Annotated in this window: 14 protein-coding genes; all 14 read right to left on the reverse strand. The window is 59.3% G+C overall.

Features of this window, described 5'->3' with window-relative positions; genetic code table 11:
• Window positions 1-25: 25 nt before the first annotated feature.
• A complete protein-coding gene (locus RIN56_17060; protein MDR7868509.1) occupies window positions 26-295 on the reverse strand; it encodes a CooT family nickel-binding protein in 270 nt (89 codons plus the stop codon).
• A gap of 64 nt (window positions 296-359) precedes the next feature.
• Window positions 360-1,151, reverse strand: a complete 792-nt coding sequence (locus RIN56_17065; GenBank protein MDR7868510.1) for a methyltetrahydrofolate cobalamin methyltransferase — start codon at window positions 1,149-1,151, stop codon at window positions 360-362.
• A gap of 33 nt (window positions 1,152-1,184) precedes the next feature.
• Window positions 1,185-2,159, reverse strand: a complete 975-nt coding sequence (locus RIN56_17070; GenBank protein MDR7868511.1) for an acetyl-CoA decarbonylase/synthase complex subunit delta — start codon at window positions 2,157-2,159, stop codon at window positions 1,185-1,187.
• 31 nt (window positions 2,160-2,190) lie between these two features.
• The gene (locus RIN56_17075; protein ID MDR7868512.1) at window positions 2,191-2,943 is read right to left on the reverse strand and encodes an AAA family ATPase; all 753 of its coding nucleotides are present in this window, start codon (window positions 2,941-2,943) and stop codon (window positions 2,191-2,193) included.
• Window positions 2,928-4,832, reverse strand: coding sequence for an ASKHA domain-containing protein (locus tag RIN56_17080; GenBank protein ID MDR7868513.1), 1,905 nt, complete (start codon window positions 4,830-4,832; stop codon window positions 2,928-2,930). The genes RIN56_17075 and RIN56_17080 overlap by 16 nt, the downstream gene beginning before the upstream one ends.
• A 21-nt stretch (window positions 4,833-4,853) precedes the next feature.
• Window positions 4,854-6,188: an acetyl-CoA decarbonylase/synthase complex subunit gamma gene (gene acsC, locus RIN56_17085; GenBank protein MDR7868514.1), complete on the reverse strand. Its 1,335-nt coding sequence runs from the start codon at window positions 6,186-6,188 to the stop codon at window positions 4,854-4,856.
• Window positions 6,189-6,266: 78 nt separating this feature from the next.
• Window positions 6,267-8,396, reverse strand: a complete 2,130-nt coding sequence (gene acsB, locus RIN56_17090) for an acetyl-CoA decarbonylase/synthase complex subunit alpha/beta (protein MDR7868515.1) — start codon at window positions 8,394-8,396, stop codon at window positions 6,267-6,269.
• 20 nt (window positions 8,397-8,416) lie between these two features.
• Window positions 8,417-10,372, reverse strand: a complete 1,956-nt coding sequence (gene cooS, locus RIN56_17095; protein ID MDR7868516.1) for an anaerobic carbon-monoxide dehydrogenase catalytic subunit — start codon at window positions 10,370-10,372, stop codon at window positions 8,417-8,419.
• A gap of 24 nt (window positions 10,373-10,396) precedes the next feature.
• On the reverse strand, window positions 10,397-11,164 hold the full coding sequence (locus RIN56_17100) for an AAA family ATPase (GenBank protein MDR7868517.1): 768 nt from the start codon (window positions 11,162-11,164) through the stop codon (window positions 10,397-10,399).
• 63 nt (window positions 11,165-11,227) lie between these two features.
• Window positions 11,228-11,872 (reverse strand): DUF3786 domain-containing protein, encoded by a 645-nt coding sequence (locus RIN56_17105; protein ID MDR7868518.1) that lies wholly within the window; start codon window positions 11,870-11,872, stop codon window positions 11,228-11,230.
• 154 nt (window positions 11,873-12,026) lie between these two features.
• Window positions 12,027-12,395: a hypothetical protein gene (locus RIN56_17110; protein MDR7868519.1), complete on the reverse strand. Its 369-nt coding sequence runs from the start codon at window positions 12,393-12,395 to the stop codon at window positions 12,027-12,029.
• Window positions 12,388-12,981 (reverse strand): GTP-binding protein, encoded by a 594-nt coding sequence (locus RIN56_17115; GenBank protein ID MDR7868520.1) that lies wholly within the window; start codon window positions 12,979-12,981, stop codon window positions 12,388-12,390. Before RIN56_17115 ends, RIN56_17110 begins: the two co-directional genes overlap by 8 nt.
• A 136-nt stretch (window positions 12,982-13,117) precedes the next feature.
• Window positions 13,118-14,254, reverse strand: a complete 1,137-nt coding sequence (locus RIN56_17120) for a uroporphyrinogen decarboxylase family protein (GenBank protein ID MDR7868521.1) — start codon at window positions 14,252-14,254, stop codon at window positions 13,118-13,120.
• Window positions 14,255-14,884, reverse strand: coding sequence for a cobalamin-dependent protein (locus RIN56_17125; GenBank protein ID MDR7868522.1), 630 nt, complete (start codon window positions 14,882-14,884; stop codon window positions 14,255-14,257). It lies immediately after the preceding gene.
• Between the last annotated feature and the right edge of the window lie 44 nt (window positions 14,885-14,928).

Raw genomic sequence — 14,928 nt, forward strand, 5'->3', positions numbered from 1 at the left:
CCGTCATAAGCGCCACGAATGCAAATCAGCTGGCAATGTCAGGTTTATGGGGCTGCACCAAGCAATTTTCATCAATGTCCTCTTGGTTTTTACCTGGTTTCGCCATTCGGATACGTTCGATCGTAATCCGTTGATGTAAAAGCGACACTTCTTTTATTCGGCCATTTATCGTAACTCGTTGCCCGTAAATATTCTCCAGGCAAACTTTTGTATCATTGGGCGTCACCTTCTCGACGCTCTCCATCAATAGCTCTTCCCGGCCATCTTCACAATAATATGCATTGATATTACACATTATATAGTCCTCCGTATCCGCAAAAAATCAGTTCGCTAAAGCTCATAGCGTCCAGGCCGATTGCTTATGAATGCTGGCGGAAGACTTTCTGGTAGGAATCGCAGTAAATGTCCTTGTTTAGCACCAGCCGGCCGGTGGCGATGGCGTCTACCATCATATCGTCCATGACGTCGAGGATCGCCGAGTCAAGGCCGGCAGCCATGGCCATGGTGGCAAAGGTGCGATTGATGAGCGGCCGATGGGGCGTTTTCTGGGATACGTTCGAGAGACCTATGGTCGTCCGCGGCGCCGGATTCGATAACAGCTTGATCTGACGGATGGTTTCCAGCACCTCGACGGCGTGCTCCTGGGCTACATTGACGGGAAGAGCGATCGGATCGAGGTACAGATCTTCGAAAGGCAGTCCGTAGGCGTCGGCATTGGCCACAAGTTCCATCGCGAAAGCAGCCCGGTCCTCGGCGCTTTTCGGCACGCCTTTATTAGTCATGCACAAGCCAATGATGGCCGCATTGTAATTAACGGCCAAGGGAAACAGACGGTCGATCTCCTCCTGCTCGCACTTGCAGGAATTGATCATGCCCGGCCGCTTTAACACAGGCAAGGCCGCCTCAATGGCGTCAAAGTTTGTGCAGTCGAGGCAAAGCGGCAAGTTGGTCACTTCCTGAACCGCCTCGGCCATCCATTTGAGCGTTTTCACCTGATCTTCGGCGTTGGGACCGGTATTGATGTCCAGGTAATGGGCGCCAGCCGCCTCCTGCTTCTTCGCCCACTCTTGCAGCGGCTGGGGGTCCCACTCCTGAACGGCCTTGCCAATGTCTTTGAACATCCCGTTGATGCGTTCGCCGATAAGAATCATATGTCAGCAGCCTCCTATTTCTTGCTTATCCGTTTAAACAGCCTGCGGAACCATCAGTTCGCCGATATTTTTGCGCACAAGGCTGACCGCTTCCGGGTGACGCATTACCAGGATGTGCACGCCGCCCTGCAGCAGGGCGGTTGCTGTCATGGCTTCCCAGAGAATGCCGCGCTCGCTCTGTTCGCCCCAGGCCGGGAAGTCGCCGGCGGGGGCGTTCGCTTCCTTGGCCCGCCATGCCTCGTAGCCGACGGTGGCGATGACCGGCGTCGACAGCATCTTATCGCCTTGCAGGGCGCCAAGGCGGCCCCGCTCCAGAATGGAGTAAGTATACTCGATACCGTAGCCCAGACCGCCGGCGCCGGGATCGACCACCACATGGTCAAGGCCGAGGCCCATCTCGGTAATAAGAATGTTCAGTTGTTTACAGATATTGATATCGCAGGGGGTTAGGGCGATAACGTTGTGCTTGTGAACCATGGCCGCCGCTACCACCGATTTATAATTCTCCTGCTCGGCCACGCCGATGAGAAGGTTCTCGCCGGCGGCCGCCTCGGCCACGGCCGGCAATACGACGTTATCCTTATCTTCATTGCCGCAGCCGACAACGATGAGCGGCACGCCGACGGCCGCCAGCACGCTTTTCACGATGCTGACGCATTCTTCAGGCGACTGATTTTCCAAATCGGGGTCGGCGCCGCTCAGCTTGAGGTAGATAAGCTCGGCGCCGTATAAGTCGACGCATTTCTTGGCCCAGGCCGCCGGATCGCCCAGCACGTCGGCGAACGGCTGTTTTAATACGTCGTTCCACTGCGCGGGCACGCGGCTTTGGACCTCCATGGCGATAACGGGTTTATGGGGCATCTCGCCTTCGAAATGCAGGAACGGCAAGGCCGCGTCGCCGCCGACGGTGACGACGCTCGTCCGTGTGCCCCCCTGCTCTTTGGTCGCGCCGATGGTCACGGTGTTGATTTTGCCGGTATTTCTTTCCTTGAGAATTTGCACCGCCATTTTCTATCTCCTTTCTGACTTTTCTCAGCTTTTAGATGCGGATTTTCTGCAAAATTCCGTTCACGGCTCCGACTGCCGCCGCCTCGGCCGGCAGAGTGAACAGCGGCCGGCCTTCGAGATCATAACGGGCCACTTCGCCGTCATAAGGAATCGTGCCGATCAATGTCAACCCGGTGGCAGCTATCTCCTTTTCGAGGGCTGCCAGGTCGCCGGCCTGAGTTTTGGTGATTATGAGGTAAACTTCTTTTACCGGCGTCTTCAGGCTTTCCACAAGCTCCCGCACCCGGCCGGCCGAGCGGATAGCCCGGGCTGAGGCGTCGCTGACAACGAACAGGACGTCGATATCGCTGGTGACCCGCCGGCTGATATGCTCCATGCCTGCTTCGTTGTCCATGACTACATAGGCGTAGCTGTCGGCGAGGCCGCTGAGGTGCTTGCGCAAAATGTTGTTGGGAAAACAGTAGCAGCCGGGGCCGTCCGGCCCGCCCATCACCAGCAGATCGACATCCTTGGTTTCGACCATGGACGCCTGGAGCTTGTATTCGATGAATACCTCCTGGGTCATACCGGCAGGAAGGCCCTTGGCCCCCTTGGTCTGGGCGATTATGTCGGCGATCGTCTGGCCGCGCTCGACCCCGAGGGCTTCGTTGAGATTGGCGTTGGGATCGGCGTCGACAGCCAGGATGGGCCCTTTGCCGTTTTCGATGAGGTAGCGGATAAGCAGCGACGTGAATGTCGTTTTGCCGGTACCGCCTTTGCCGGCCACCGCTATCTGCTTTGCCATTTGGATTCCTCCTGAGTTTTCATGGGATCATCGGCGACCGATGGAAAGAGGCCTAGGTCGGTATGGGGCAGGAAGAGAGCCGAGATGAATTCTTCCATGAACAGATTGCCTGCCGACAGTTCGATGTAGGTCAGCCGGCCGGCCTGTTCCTCTGCCGCCGCCAGGGCCGCGGCCGAAGTGAGGGCGGCATAGGCACCCTGGAGGGACGTGTTGCCGAGGAAGGCGTATTCGGCGGCCGGCAGATCTGGCAAAAGGCCGATATTGACGGCGTCGGCGATGTTTAGATAGCTGCCGAAGCCGCCGGCGATATAGACCCTTTCGATGGCTTCGAGGTCGAGGTCGACCATCTTCAGCAGGCTGCGGACGCCGGCGTATACAGCAGCCTTGGCGCGCAGCAGGTTCTTGATGTCGGCCTCGGCAAGAACGATGTCGATACCGGCCGCTTCCTCCGCCCAAGCCAGGACGAATTCACGCCCGGCCTGGCCGTGGCGAAGCCTGGGAGTAGGAAGGTCCTGCTGAAGCTGGCCGGCCCGGTCGATTACCCCGGCCTGCCGGAGCTTGGCCAGAGCGTCGATGAGCCCGGAGCCGCACAATCCCTGCGGCGGCTTTCCGTCGATAGTTTTATAGCTGACTTCATAGGTTTCTTTGTCGATTACGACGCCGGCAATAGCGCCCGGCACAGCCCGCATGCCATGGGTGATGCCGGCGCCTTCGAAAGCCGGGCCGGCCGAGCAGGCGCAGCTTACCAGCCAGTCGCGGTTGCCCAGCACCATCTCGCCATTTGTGCCGATGTCGAGAAAGAGGGTCAGCGGCTCCCCGGCCGCCATGCCGTTTACGGTAACGCCGGCGACGATGTCGCCGCCCACATAACTGGCCACCGCCGGCAGGCAGCAGATGACAGCCTGCGGGTGAATGTCCAGCCCGAGCTCGCCGGCCGTAACCAGGGGAAAGTGACAGGCGGCCGGCACGTAGGGCTCAAGACGGATGTTCGCCGGCGGCATGCCGAGGAAGAGATGGGTCATGGTCGTATTGCCGGCCGCCACCACCGCCCTGATATCGCTGAGAGCCACCCGGCGCCTTTCGGCCAGGGCGACCGCAAGGTCGTTGATCGTGGCGACGATGGCCCGCTGTAGGTCGGTCAGGCCCCCAACCGTCTCGTCGGTATAGATGATGCGGGTGATAACGTCGTCGCCGTAAGCGGCCTGCCGGTTATGGCTGCCTGCCTTGCCGGCGATGCGGCCGGTGGCGAGGTCGACCAGATAGGCGGCGACGGTCGTCGTACCGACATCTACCGCCAGACCCCAGAGGCCTTTGGCGGCGTCATGGGGCTCGACGGCAATGGCTGTCGCTGCGCCTCCCGAAGAGGCATAGGTTACGTCGATATTCCAGTTGCCCGCCCGCAGAGCGGCCGGAAGCGCCCGCAGTTCGGCCAAGCCGAAGCTTATGTCGAGGCCGGTGGCCCGCTTGAATTCCAGGGCCAGCCGGTCGGCGTCGCCGGTCGCGTCAAGCAGGCTGGGCGGTGTCAGGGCAAGGCTGATCTTTTTGCAGAACGGATCGAGGGAAAAGGCCTGGTAAGCCGCATAACCGTTGGCGGGAAGATCGATGAGCACTTGCTGGCCATCGAGCCTAGAGGCAGCCGGTACTTCGACCACCAGGTCGCCGGCGACAAAAGTCCTACAGGCGACCGACAGACCGTCGCGGGCCGGCGGACCCTCTGTTTCCGTCCGGCCGCTGACAACCCTGACCAGGCATTTGCCACAGGTGCCCTCGCCGCCGCAGCCGCATTTGAGACTCGCGCCCGCGAGGCGGGCGACGGTCAATAGATCGGCGCCGACGGCGACGGATACTTTTTTGTTGTCAGGCTGAAACAGCACACTGCATTTTTCCACCAGGCACGCCTCCGGTCGGGTTTAAGCGAAATTGGCTTTGGCGAAGGCCGGAATGCCGGCCGCTTCCTGCGGGCCGACAAGCACGTTCCAGCTTGACTTTTCCTTGAGTTTGCCGCTCAGAACCGCCGTATATCCCGGGATGACGCAGGTGGTGTGGTTTACTTTGTCTTTTATGCCCGAGCTTTCCAGGAAGGCGGTGATCGAGTCGGCGCTGAACTTGCCGGAGGCCCAGGAGGTGAGGACCGAAGTGCCGTCGGTGTCCACCGGCAGAATGTAGGCCGGGATCTTGCTGGCGGCCACCTCGCCTTCGACCGCGAAGTAGGTGAGGGCGAAGTTTGTGCAGATGTATACCGGCGACTGCGGCGTGACGGCGCCGATTTCGTATATCCTGGCCTCGACGGCGATGGGTTTCTGGGGATCGGTATATACGTTCTGGCGCCAGGCGAGCAGCGGCAGTATCTGGGACTTTTCGTCGGCCTTGAGGACGATGACGCCGGCGAATTTCGCGACATAGACGCTGGCCTGGATTACTTCCTCGCGCGGATCGGCCGCGCTGGTGAATGTGATGGTCGGGTAACCGAAGGGACGGAATTTCTTCTTGATGGCCAGACGGCGGATCTGGGTCTGGTCGGCCAGCACCTGGGCGGTCTCGCGGCTGCCGGTATCGATGACCAGTTCTTTGTACAGCGGGGCGATTTTCTCCACAAGGTCGGCCGTGTCGGCCAGGTTTTTCCCCCTGACCGCCAGCGGGCAGGCATTGGCTTTGGCCAGTTCGGTCATCTGCTCGTAGTTGTCGGCGGTGGCGGCGTATACCAGCGGTTTCCTGGCGGCGACCGGCGGCAGGGCGGCGGCGATGGCTTCGGGATTCTCGCTTACAAGGACGAGCGGCAGCTCAGTCAGCGAGGCGGCTTTGGCGACCGCGTCCTTGAAGGTGGCCGGGCTGCCGGACGCGTTGACGACGGCGATCAGATCGACGGCCAGTTGCTGTCCGACCCGTTCCACCTGGAGATCGTTGATTTTGGCCACCTTGGCCGCCAGAGCGTCGGCTGCCAGGGCGTCCTCGACGGTTATCGCCAGGCCGGTGGGATGGCAAAAGGTTTTGTCGTGACGGAAGATGACGGTTTCGTCGCCGAGGGCCAATGCCTTCGCGCCGGCGCCGACGGTAACCAAGCGTATGGGCGGGGCAGCAGCCGAGCCCAGGGCCTCCTTGGCTTCCTCCGACACGTAGGGGCACTGCTCTAAGGCAGCCTTGCCGGCGGCGATCGACATAGCGAAAGCCAGGCAGGTGGGTGCGCCGCACTCTTTGCAGTTCTTTTTGGGCAGTTGCTTGAAGATGTCTAAACCGGTTAAAGCCATGGTTTTTCCCCTTTCCGGATTTCCTTTATTGCGCGACGCCGCCAGGGGTAGGCGTACCCGCCCCTGGCGCCGCAAGCATTACATTATCGGATCCATCGTAAGAGCCGGATGCCCTTTTTCCTCCAGGAAGGGCAAAATTTCATCGACGGTGCAGCCGACTGTCTCGTCGGCAATCTTGTCGATAAAGTCCTCGCCCAGTCCCTGCTTGACGGCCTGTTCGGTGAAGTCGGCCCGCAGGAACTCTTTGAGCTCCTTGGGCATCCATACGATGCGGGCGATGCCGCCGTCGGCGGTGATGAACTTATTGCTGACGATGTAGCGGCGGCCGATGCCCATGAAGCCCGGCGACTGCAGACCGCCACCCACCGAACCGGCCAGCGTCGAGAACGACATGCCGCAGGGGGTGTCGCCGGCAAATTCGCGAGTAGTGACCATGACGCCGTTGGCCTCGGGGGTTATCGCCAGGATGGCCTCGAAACAGCCGCAGGAAGTCATCGGCCGGTCCATCAGGGTGTAGAGGTTGACTTCCTCCAGTGTCCGGTTGGAGGCGTTATACAGGTACTCGTTGACGTTCTGCCACATGCCTTTTTCGGCGTCAAGGCATTCGCCCTTGGCGATCGGCTGGTTAGGTCCGGTGGGAGTGATCTCGTTGGAGGCTTTGGCGTCCAGCCAACTGACGGCGCCGCACAGGCCGACCCGCTCGGGGGTGACGATGCAGACATGATTGGGAGCGAAGGACTGGCAGAGAATACAGGAGTAGAAGGTGTCGACAGCGTCGTCGGTCAGGCCTTTGAGGCGGGCGTCGCGGGCTACGTATTTCTCGCGGGCTGCTTTGATTTTCTCCTCTACCAGGGCCTGGTCGGTTAAAAGGGTGACCTGGACGCGGTCGACGATGGCCGGGTAATCGGATTTGAACTTGGCGATCAGGATCTCGCCGAGGTCGCGGATTTTGAAACCGGCGGCGGCGGCCGTTTTGGCTATCCTGATCCAGGCCAGGTCGCGCTGGGCGACATGCCACAGGCCTTCGCCGTAGTTGACGAAGTAATGGATGCGGCGCTCGAGGACGCCCTCGAAGTCTTCCTGCATCTTGCGGCCGTAGATGTCGACAATGAGGCCGAGCGGCAGACGGTCGCCCTCGTCGATGTCGGTTATTTCCGGTCCGATGACGGTTATCTTGCCGTCCTCGATTTCGTCGGGGCCGACCATCCGCACAAGCTCGAAGGCGGTGGTCTTGCCGCCGCCAAACTCCAGGTGGGCGTCGGCGCGGCGGATAGTTTCGCCTTCGAAGGCCGGACCGACGGTGATCGGCACCGGGATGTCGACGATCTTCAGTTTGATGCCGCGAAGTTCGAGGGCGAGTTTGACCATTTTGTCGTAGTCGGGCTCGGATACGAACCAGTCGGGGATTTCCTCGGCCAGCGGTTGATCGGTGACGACCGGGAAACCCATGCCGATGGCGCCCATTTCGGCGGCGATCCGGACTTCGTCGAGTTCGCCGAGAGCCAGCACAAAGGCGAAAACCCTGCGGGCCTGGTAGGCCAGAGCCTCTTCCCGCGCCCCCGGCTTGATGCCGCCGAAGGCCAGGCCGGCGCGGTAGGCGAAGTTGACGGCGTGAATGGCCTGGGTGAAGTTGCCGAGGGGAAAGGCGATGTAGTCGACCCCCAGCTTGACGTTCTCTTCGAGGAGCTGCTCGATGATGTCGTTTACCAGGAAGATCATGAGGCCCTTGGACTGGAGGTTTTTGATGAGCTTGGCCGCTTCTTTGGAGGTGCGGGCCTTGCCGATAATGACGGCGACGCCGGGGATGGTGTTGTCGACAAGCGGCACGCCGAACTTGCGGAGGATGGGGTCGGTGAGGAAACCGGTCCAGGGAGCCTCCTCCGGCTTGGCGCCGTTCAGGTAGCGGAGGGCTTCGATGATATCGGCGGCGTAGTGGGTCGCCTCGCCGGCCAATTTGGCGTTGTCGAAGGTGAGGTCTTCGCGGATATGGGTTGTGCGGATGCGGTTCAGGATGGGCGGCAGGTCGCCGAGGACGTTCACTTCGTCGCCGGAGAGCGCGGTGATGACCGGCAGGCGGTAGGCGGTATCGGGATATTTGACCGGCGTATCGGCGCCGTGTTCTTTAATGGCTTTTTCCAGCAGGATCTGGGCGTAGCTGGTGGCGATGATCGCCCCGTCGTAAGTTGCCTTGAAGAGCACTGTAGACATCTTTTTGTTCCCTCCCTTTCCTACTGGGCTTCGCTCGCGGCGTATTTGGCCCTGGCCTCGCTGCGGATGCGCAGCTTCCAGGTGCGGTCGCCAAGAGCGGCCAGCAACTTGTCGGTGCCTTTGCGGTAATCGGGTTCCATTATGAAGTAGCCGCCGAAAACGTCTTCAGCGATGCGGGTGACGACGCCGTGCACCAGCTCGCTGCCGGTGGTAGGGGCGACGACGCCGATATGGACCGGAACGCCCATGGAGACGAACCATGCGCCGATGGCTACGGCTTTTTCGGACATTGGCTCGGGGGCCGAAGCCACGAAAGGCACCTCGGGGGTATCGACGCCGAGTTCGTTGGCCATCATGGTCAGAAGGTCGACTGCCCGCGAGTTGTCGACGCACGAGCCCATGTGGAAGATGAGGGGCAGCTCAGTTTTAAGATCGGCTTTGGCGCCGATGCGCTTGAGGAAAGCTTTGAGGCCGGGTCCGGCATAGGCATCGACCGCCTCGCCGGTCAGCAGGCCGGCCATGGCGTACGCCTGGGATGCGCAGCCAGTGCCGATCATGAACACATCGGCGGCTGCCATCTGTTTGGCGATCTCCAGGTGATTTTCGTTGTGGGTGCCTTTGAGGTTGTTGCAGCCGGCAAACAGGGCAACGCCTTTGAGCTCGCCGGCCTTGATGGCGTCGGTCAGCACGCTGATCGGGTTTTCCGGGTTGACGGCGGCGAAGAGGTCCAGAAGCGCCTCCATGCTGAAGCCGGCGACCACTTTGTTTTTCTGATCGGACAGGCTGACCTTGTTGGGGTCGCGCTGTTTGTAGGATTCGATGGCCAAACGGATAATGGCCTTGGCACTGTCGGCGGCGTGCTCCTCGTCGAACTCGAAGTGGTAAGAGCCGGGTATTTTGCTGATAGGCATGGTGGTGATGATCTTGGTGTGGAAACACTCGGCCAGGCTGCGAAGGCTGGGCATGATGCACTGGACGTCGACGACGACGGCGTCGACCAGACCGGTCATGATGGCCAGCTCCTGGGTGGCGAAGTTAGTGGCGATAGCTATGCCGGAGCGCATCAGCACCTCGTTGCCGGTGCAGCAGATGCCGGAGAGCTTGAGGCCCTTGGCGCCGGCCGCCTTGGCCTCGTCCTGCATCTCGCGGGCCACGTCGACCACCATCTGGCTGAGCAGCGGGTTGTGGCCGTGCAGACAGATATTGACCATCGCAGGGTCAAGGACGCCGAGGTTGGCCTCGGAGACGGTGGGCTGCGGCGTGCCGAAAAGAACATCGGACAGGTCGGTGGCCAGGTGCTCGCCGTCGTAGTCGCCGAGGGCCACCTTGAGGCCGCCGAAGATGATGTTAATAGGATCGCTGTCGACGCCGATGTGGGTCTGGTGGAGAAGTTCGGCGATCGAGCCGTTAATGCTCGAAGGCATGATGGTAGTGTCCTTGAATTTGCGTTTGCGGCCTTCGGTGACCGTGGTCTCGATCCAGGTGCAGGGCGCGTCGTCCAGGCGGCCGAAATCGTTGAGGGCGGCTGAGGCGACGTCATAGGCAATCTCGTTTATCTGCCGGCCCGCGGTGGCGACGCCAATGCGCTCGGCCACCTTGAGGAGCTTGGCGCTGTCGGTGATTTTGTAGTCCTTGGCTTTGCCTTCGGCCACATGCAAGACAGTATTGGCGATATGGCGGCCATGGTCGGAGTGGGCTGCGGCCCCGCCGGCGATCATGCGGACGGTGTTGCGGGCGACGATGGTGTAATCCTGGGCGCCGCAGATGCCTTTGTTGGCTCCCGGCTTCTTGGGGATGATGCGGCAGGGGCCCTGCATGCAGATGCGGCAGCAGATGCCGGTGTTGCCGAAGTTGCAGCGTGGTTCCTGAGCCTTGGCCCGGTCGAAGGTGGTGAGGTAGCCAATCTTTTTGGCTTTGACCAGCATAGCTCGCGCCGCGGGGTCGATAGTGGCTTTTTCGAACTCCATTTCCGACATGTTTCAACCTCCCGTATTGTTGAATCACTTGCTGTATTTATTGGCAACCTGGCTGTATATCGCGCGCATCGCCCGTCCCAGCGGACTGCTGTCGCCGTTCGCATCCACCGGCCCGCCGCGGGCCGCTTCCAGCACCGCCTCGTCGAAGGGCAAGAGGCCGATGATCTCCTCCGGAGCAAAAGCCGTCCGCAGAAAAGCCTCGTCCTGCGGACTGCGAATTTTGTTGCCGATAATCTTTATTTCCCGTATGCCGAGGTCGCCGGCCAGCTTCTGGACTACCTTGGCGGTATTTATGCTGTTTTTGGTGGGCTCGGTAACAACCAGCATGACGTCGACCCCTCTGGCAGTGCCGCGGGTAAGGTGCTCGATCCCGGCCCCCATGTCGAGAACCACGACATCCTGCCGGTCGAGCAGCAGCGACCCGACCAGAGCGTGAAGGAAGGTATTCTCCCGGCAGTAGCAAGCCGAACCGCCCTGCTTCACGCCACCCATCCTGAAGAATCTGATGCCCCCCAGGGTAAGGCTGTAGTCGTCGAGAATATCGTCGACCTCGGGATTCAAAGTGTACATAGCGCCGCCGCCGCTGTGGGCTGCGATGACTTCCTGAAGCTCACTGACAGGCGTCAGAGTCGCCAGTACTGCGTCGTCAAGACCCAGGGCGCTGCCGAGGCTGGCGTCGGGATCGGCGTCAACCGCGTAAACCTTGAACCCGTCGCCGGCGAAAAAACGGGCCAAGGTGGCGGACACCGTGGTCTTGCCGACACCGCCCTTGCCGGATACGGCGATTTTCATAAGGGCACCTCCCTGAAAGACCGTCATAAGACGTGTTTTGCTCATTTTAGGCAGCCATATTAATTAACTCGCAGCCAGTTTCTTGGCGGCCCGCGCGAGCTGGCGCACGCAGTAGGCGGTGGCCTCGATCAGATCCTCGGTGGGCAGGTATGACGGCGCGCTGCTGTCGTAAAGAACGGAGGCGCTGGCCGGCAGTTCTTCGTCGCCGGCCCACAGGGCAAACGTGACAGGCAGCCGCGGCAAAATATTAATTTTGAGTCCATACTGTCCGTATAACGCCCTTGTGCCGCCGATAGCCCGTCCGGCCGCCGGCAGAAGGGCCGGCTGGTCGCCGAACACACCGAGAAGATAGTTTATAATTCTTTTGTTATAAGCGTCGAGGTATATCATGCCGCCGCTGGTAATTTCCTTGAAGGAGATCAAGCGGCCGCTGAGCGACAGACCACCGGCCCGCAGCAGGTAATGTAAAAGAACGATTTTCACAGTATTAGGTACAGTCTCGCCGCTGGTCGAGACCACTTCGCCGCCGGGCCAGCTGATAAGATAGTCGTCATTCACATAGCGCAGCCTGATGGCGCCGCTGGCGCCATCAAAGCCGGCCCCGCCGCTGGCGGCCATGTCGGCTGGCTGCCAGCGCCCAAATTCGGCGCAGGCTTTTCGATAGGCGAGATCGTAAGCCTGTCTGAGGTTGTCGGTCACAACCGTCATCTCCCTTTCTCCTTTGGCCGCAAAACGCAGGGTAAAGTATATATGTATATACATTTACCATCATCAACGGCTATATGTATATACAACATTCGCCTTAAATTCAAATTTTCCTACTTTTCTGGCAAGGTTTTGTGAAATTTTTATCTAATTTGTTTCAGCCCAGGCTCAGAGCCTTTTGCAGCTCAATGTCCACCGCTTTCTCCACTGTGCTTCTGCTGTAGCCGAATAACAAAACGTTGATGGTCAGTTCTAAGCAGTCGACACCGGCATCTGCCGACTGGCTCCACGCGGGCGAAGCTTTGCTGTCTACCTGGTCAAGTCTGGTGAGCGACAAAAAAAGAAACTCATCGCCGGTCGGCCTTTTGGCCATCACTTTTATGTGTCCGAGAATAATGCCGTTATAGGATAACTTCTCGCCCACGCCCAGCAAAAACTCATTCAGCAGCCTTTCTATGTCGGTCATGGTCACCGGCCTTACGAACGTAATCTGCCGGGCCTGGCTGAAAACAGTCGCGTCACTCAAGGTTAATCACTTCCTCGAACAGCTCAGGCGCCAACGGATCTGCCGCGCTGGCAGTCAGTATCGTCGCCCGGCCAATGATCGCCCTTACGTCAGCGACCGTCTTTTCTATATCCGGTCCGGCGATATCGGCTTTGTTTACGATGACCAGATCGCTCTCTTGCACCTGGGAAACGACGAGCGGTTCGAGCACTTCCTTCAATTCCGCCCAGCGGCCGGCGTCGACGATGGTGATTGTCTTGCACTTTGCGCCGCTGGCGTCGTACCGGCGAATAAGCTTGGCGACTTTGCCCGGCACTGCCAGGCCGGTCATTTCGATTATCAGCCAGTCGGGCGTTAGGGTCCTCGATATTTCGTCAACCGCACTAACAAGGTCACTGGTTATCTGACAGCACACACAGCCGCCGAAAAGCGGCTTGACGGTAAACCCTCCTGCGGAAAGCAGTTTGTCGTCAATACCGTCTTCGCCGATTTCATTTTCGATGATAGCCACCGTCTCTTGGCCCGAGGCGGTAATCCGCTTAGCCAACTGCAAAATTACCGACGTCTTGCCCGACCCCAGAAAACCGCCAAAAAGAAGAATGCGCATATTTTCCCCCTCGCATTTTCCCGGATGTTGTTGCATGCATACCGGCCCCGGTCGCACAACGGCTTTGAAATACCCGCTGCAAAACCGGGGCCATGTTTGCTAAATCGTATTCTTTTGCATGACCGCCATCGCTTGCCTAGTTATAGCGGCCGTATTTTTCGACAGCGTCGAAAAACGCCTTGACGTTTTCATGCCTGGCGTTCATGGGCAGATTGCACCCCGACGAGTACATGAAGCCTTCACCGTTCTTGAAGGTGGTGATAAGCTTCTTGGCGTACTCGTCCAGCTCGCTGGCCGAAGCGACGGTGAACAGGGCGGCCGGCACGTCGCCCTTGATGGAGCAGTGCCCTTTCAGTATTTCGTGCGCCTTGAAGATATCGGTGGCGCCGTCAACTTCCAAGACAAACTTGCCTTTCGGCAGTTCGAGGAAAAACTCCAGGTTCTTGGTCCAGTCGGCATCACAGTGCAGGATAGGCACGATGTTTTTCTCCGCCAGCTTCTCCACCAGGATTTTCATATATGGACCGACAAACCGGTCGAAGTGTTTCTTGGAGATGAATTGTCCCGCCCCGCGGACCGCCCCGACAAAAACCCGATTGTTGCCGAGCATTTTCGTCACCGCTTCGCAGCCGGCGATGGTAGCATTGTTCACTATCGGCAGCAGCTCGTCAAGCTGGTCGCCTATCTGGAACATATCTTTATAGAATTTGTCTATGGAGCGCATCATGGAAAAGTTATCAAAGGGAACCACGCCCATAATCGCTCCCCAGGTCAGGCTCTGTCCGCGGCGGAGGGTACGATCGATCTCATCCTGGCGCAGCCTCGCCATTTCTTTCTGGGCAGCCGTTACCTCCTCGCGGCTGACCTGATGAGCCCGTTCCAGGAATGTCAGCCGGTATTCCATGAACCCTTTGTCCTTGAGCAGCGCATAATCGTCTCTGGTCATGGCTTCGAACTCGATAATCTGATACTGCGCGTTGTCCTCGAGCTCCGTACCAGGCATTCTCAGGCGGCCGGGGCCGCACTTCTGACCGACGGGCGCGTAGCGGCCGTGGATCATATAAGCGTTGCTGTCCCATACCGGGAACGCTTCCCATACTTTTTCCGTGGCCTGCATTGCTTTTTCCCAGTCCCACATATACTCTTTGTTGGTGATCCCGGCAAACTGCCCGGCGTACTGCTCGATGATCGGCGCGCATACCACCCTGTCCACCGGCTCAAGGTTGATGGTCGCGACAATCCGTTCTTCGGCGGTCATGGTGTCTCTGGCCATTTAGTTCACCCCCGCGATTTTCCTGCAGGCCTCCACTGCCTCGTAAGCGTTCTTGCACACACCGTCCGCGCCCACGTATTTCCCTACGTTGGCGTCCACCGGGCCGCCTCCTACCAGGACAATGGCGCCTTTGTCCGCCGCCTTGACTGCCGCCACCGTATCCCGCATGATGTCAAAAGCGGTCGTCAGCAGACAGCACATGCCGACGACTTGCGGCTTGTGAGCCTTAACGGCCTCAACGAATGTTGCTATCGGCACATCTACCCCCAGGTCCACTACTTTGAAGCCGTTGCAGCTCAGGATCGTCGAAACGATATTTTTGCCAATGTCGTGAATGTCGTCCTTTACCGTACCCAGAACCATGGTACCGACGGTTTTCATCTCTCCACCCTCGGTAAGGGCGGAATTAAGCAGCGCGGCCGCGCCGCCGAATACGTCGGCCGACATGATCAGCTCCGACAGGTAGTAGTCGCCGGCTTCGTACAGCTTGCCGACCCCTTCCATGCCTTTTTGCAGCTGGCCAAGTATTTCCATTGCCGGAACTCCCGCGGCAAGCTGGCTTTTTACCCCCTCCAGCACCGCATCTTCATCAAGCTCGGTCATGGCCTTGACAAGGTCGATTTTACTCATGCTATTGCCTCCTGTTAATTAATAATCGTTTTTAAACAAAGTAA

This window comes from Sporomusaceae bacterium (assembly GCA_031460455.1).
Taxonomy (GTDB): domain Bacteria; phylum Bacillota; class Negativicutes; order Sporomusales; family UBA7701; genus Anaeroselena.

Coding starts and splice junctions, on each gene's coding strand:
- RIN56_17065 (MDR7868510.1), bottom strand. CDS start 1,151: ATGATTCTTATCGGCGAACGCATCAACGGGATGTTCAAAGACATTGGC.
- RIN56_17075 (MDR7868512.1), bottom strand. CDS start 2,943: ATGGCAAAGCAGATAGCGGTGGCCGGCAAAGGCGGTACCGGCAAAACG.
- RIN56_17100 (MDR7868517.1), bottom strand. CDS start 11,164: ATGAAAATCGCCGTATCCGGCAAGGGCGGTGTCGGCAAGACCACGGTG.
- RIN56_17105 (MDR7868518.1), bottom strand. CDS start 11,872: ATGACGGTTGTGACCGACAACCTCAGACAGGCTTACGATCTCGCCTAT.
- RIN56_17060 (MDR7868509.1), bottom strand. CDS start 295: ATGTGTAATATCAATGCATATTATTGTGAAGATGGCCGGGAAGAGCTA.
- acsB (MDR7868515.1), bottom strand. CDS start 8,396: ATGTCTACAGTGCTCTTCAAGGCAACTTACGACGGGGCGATCATCGCC.
- RIN56_17070 (MDR7868511.1), bottom strand. CDS start 2,159: ATGGCGGTGCAAATTCTCAAGGAAAGAAATACCGGCAAAATCAACACC.
- acsC (MDR7868514.1), bottom strand. CDS start 6,188: ATGGCTTTAACCGGTTTAGACATCTTCAAGCAACTGCCCAAAAAGAAC.
- RIN56_17125 (MDR7868522.1), bottom strand. CDS start 14,884: ATGAGTAAAATCGACCTTGTCAAGGCCATGACCGAGCTTGATGAAGAT.
- cooS (MDR7868516.1), bottom strand. CDS start 10,372: ATGTCGGAAATGGAGTTCGAAAAAGCCACTATCGACCCCGCGGCGCGA.
- RIN56_17120 (MDR7868521.1), bottom strand. CDS start 14,254: ATGGCCAGAGACACCATGACCGCCGAAGAACGGATTGTCGCGACCATC.
- RIN56_17115 (MDR7868520.1), bottom strand. CDS start 12,981: ATGCGCATTCTTCTTTTTGGCGGTTTTCTGGGGTCGGGCAAGACGTCG.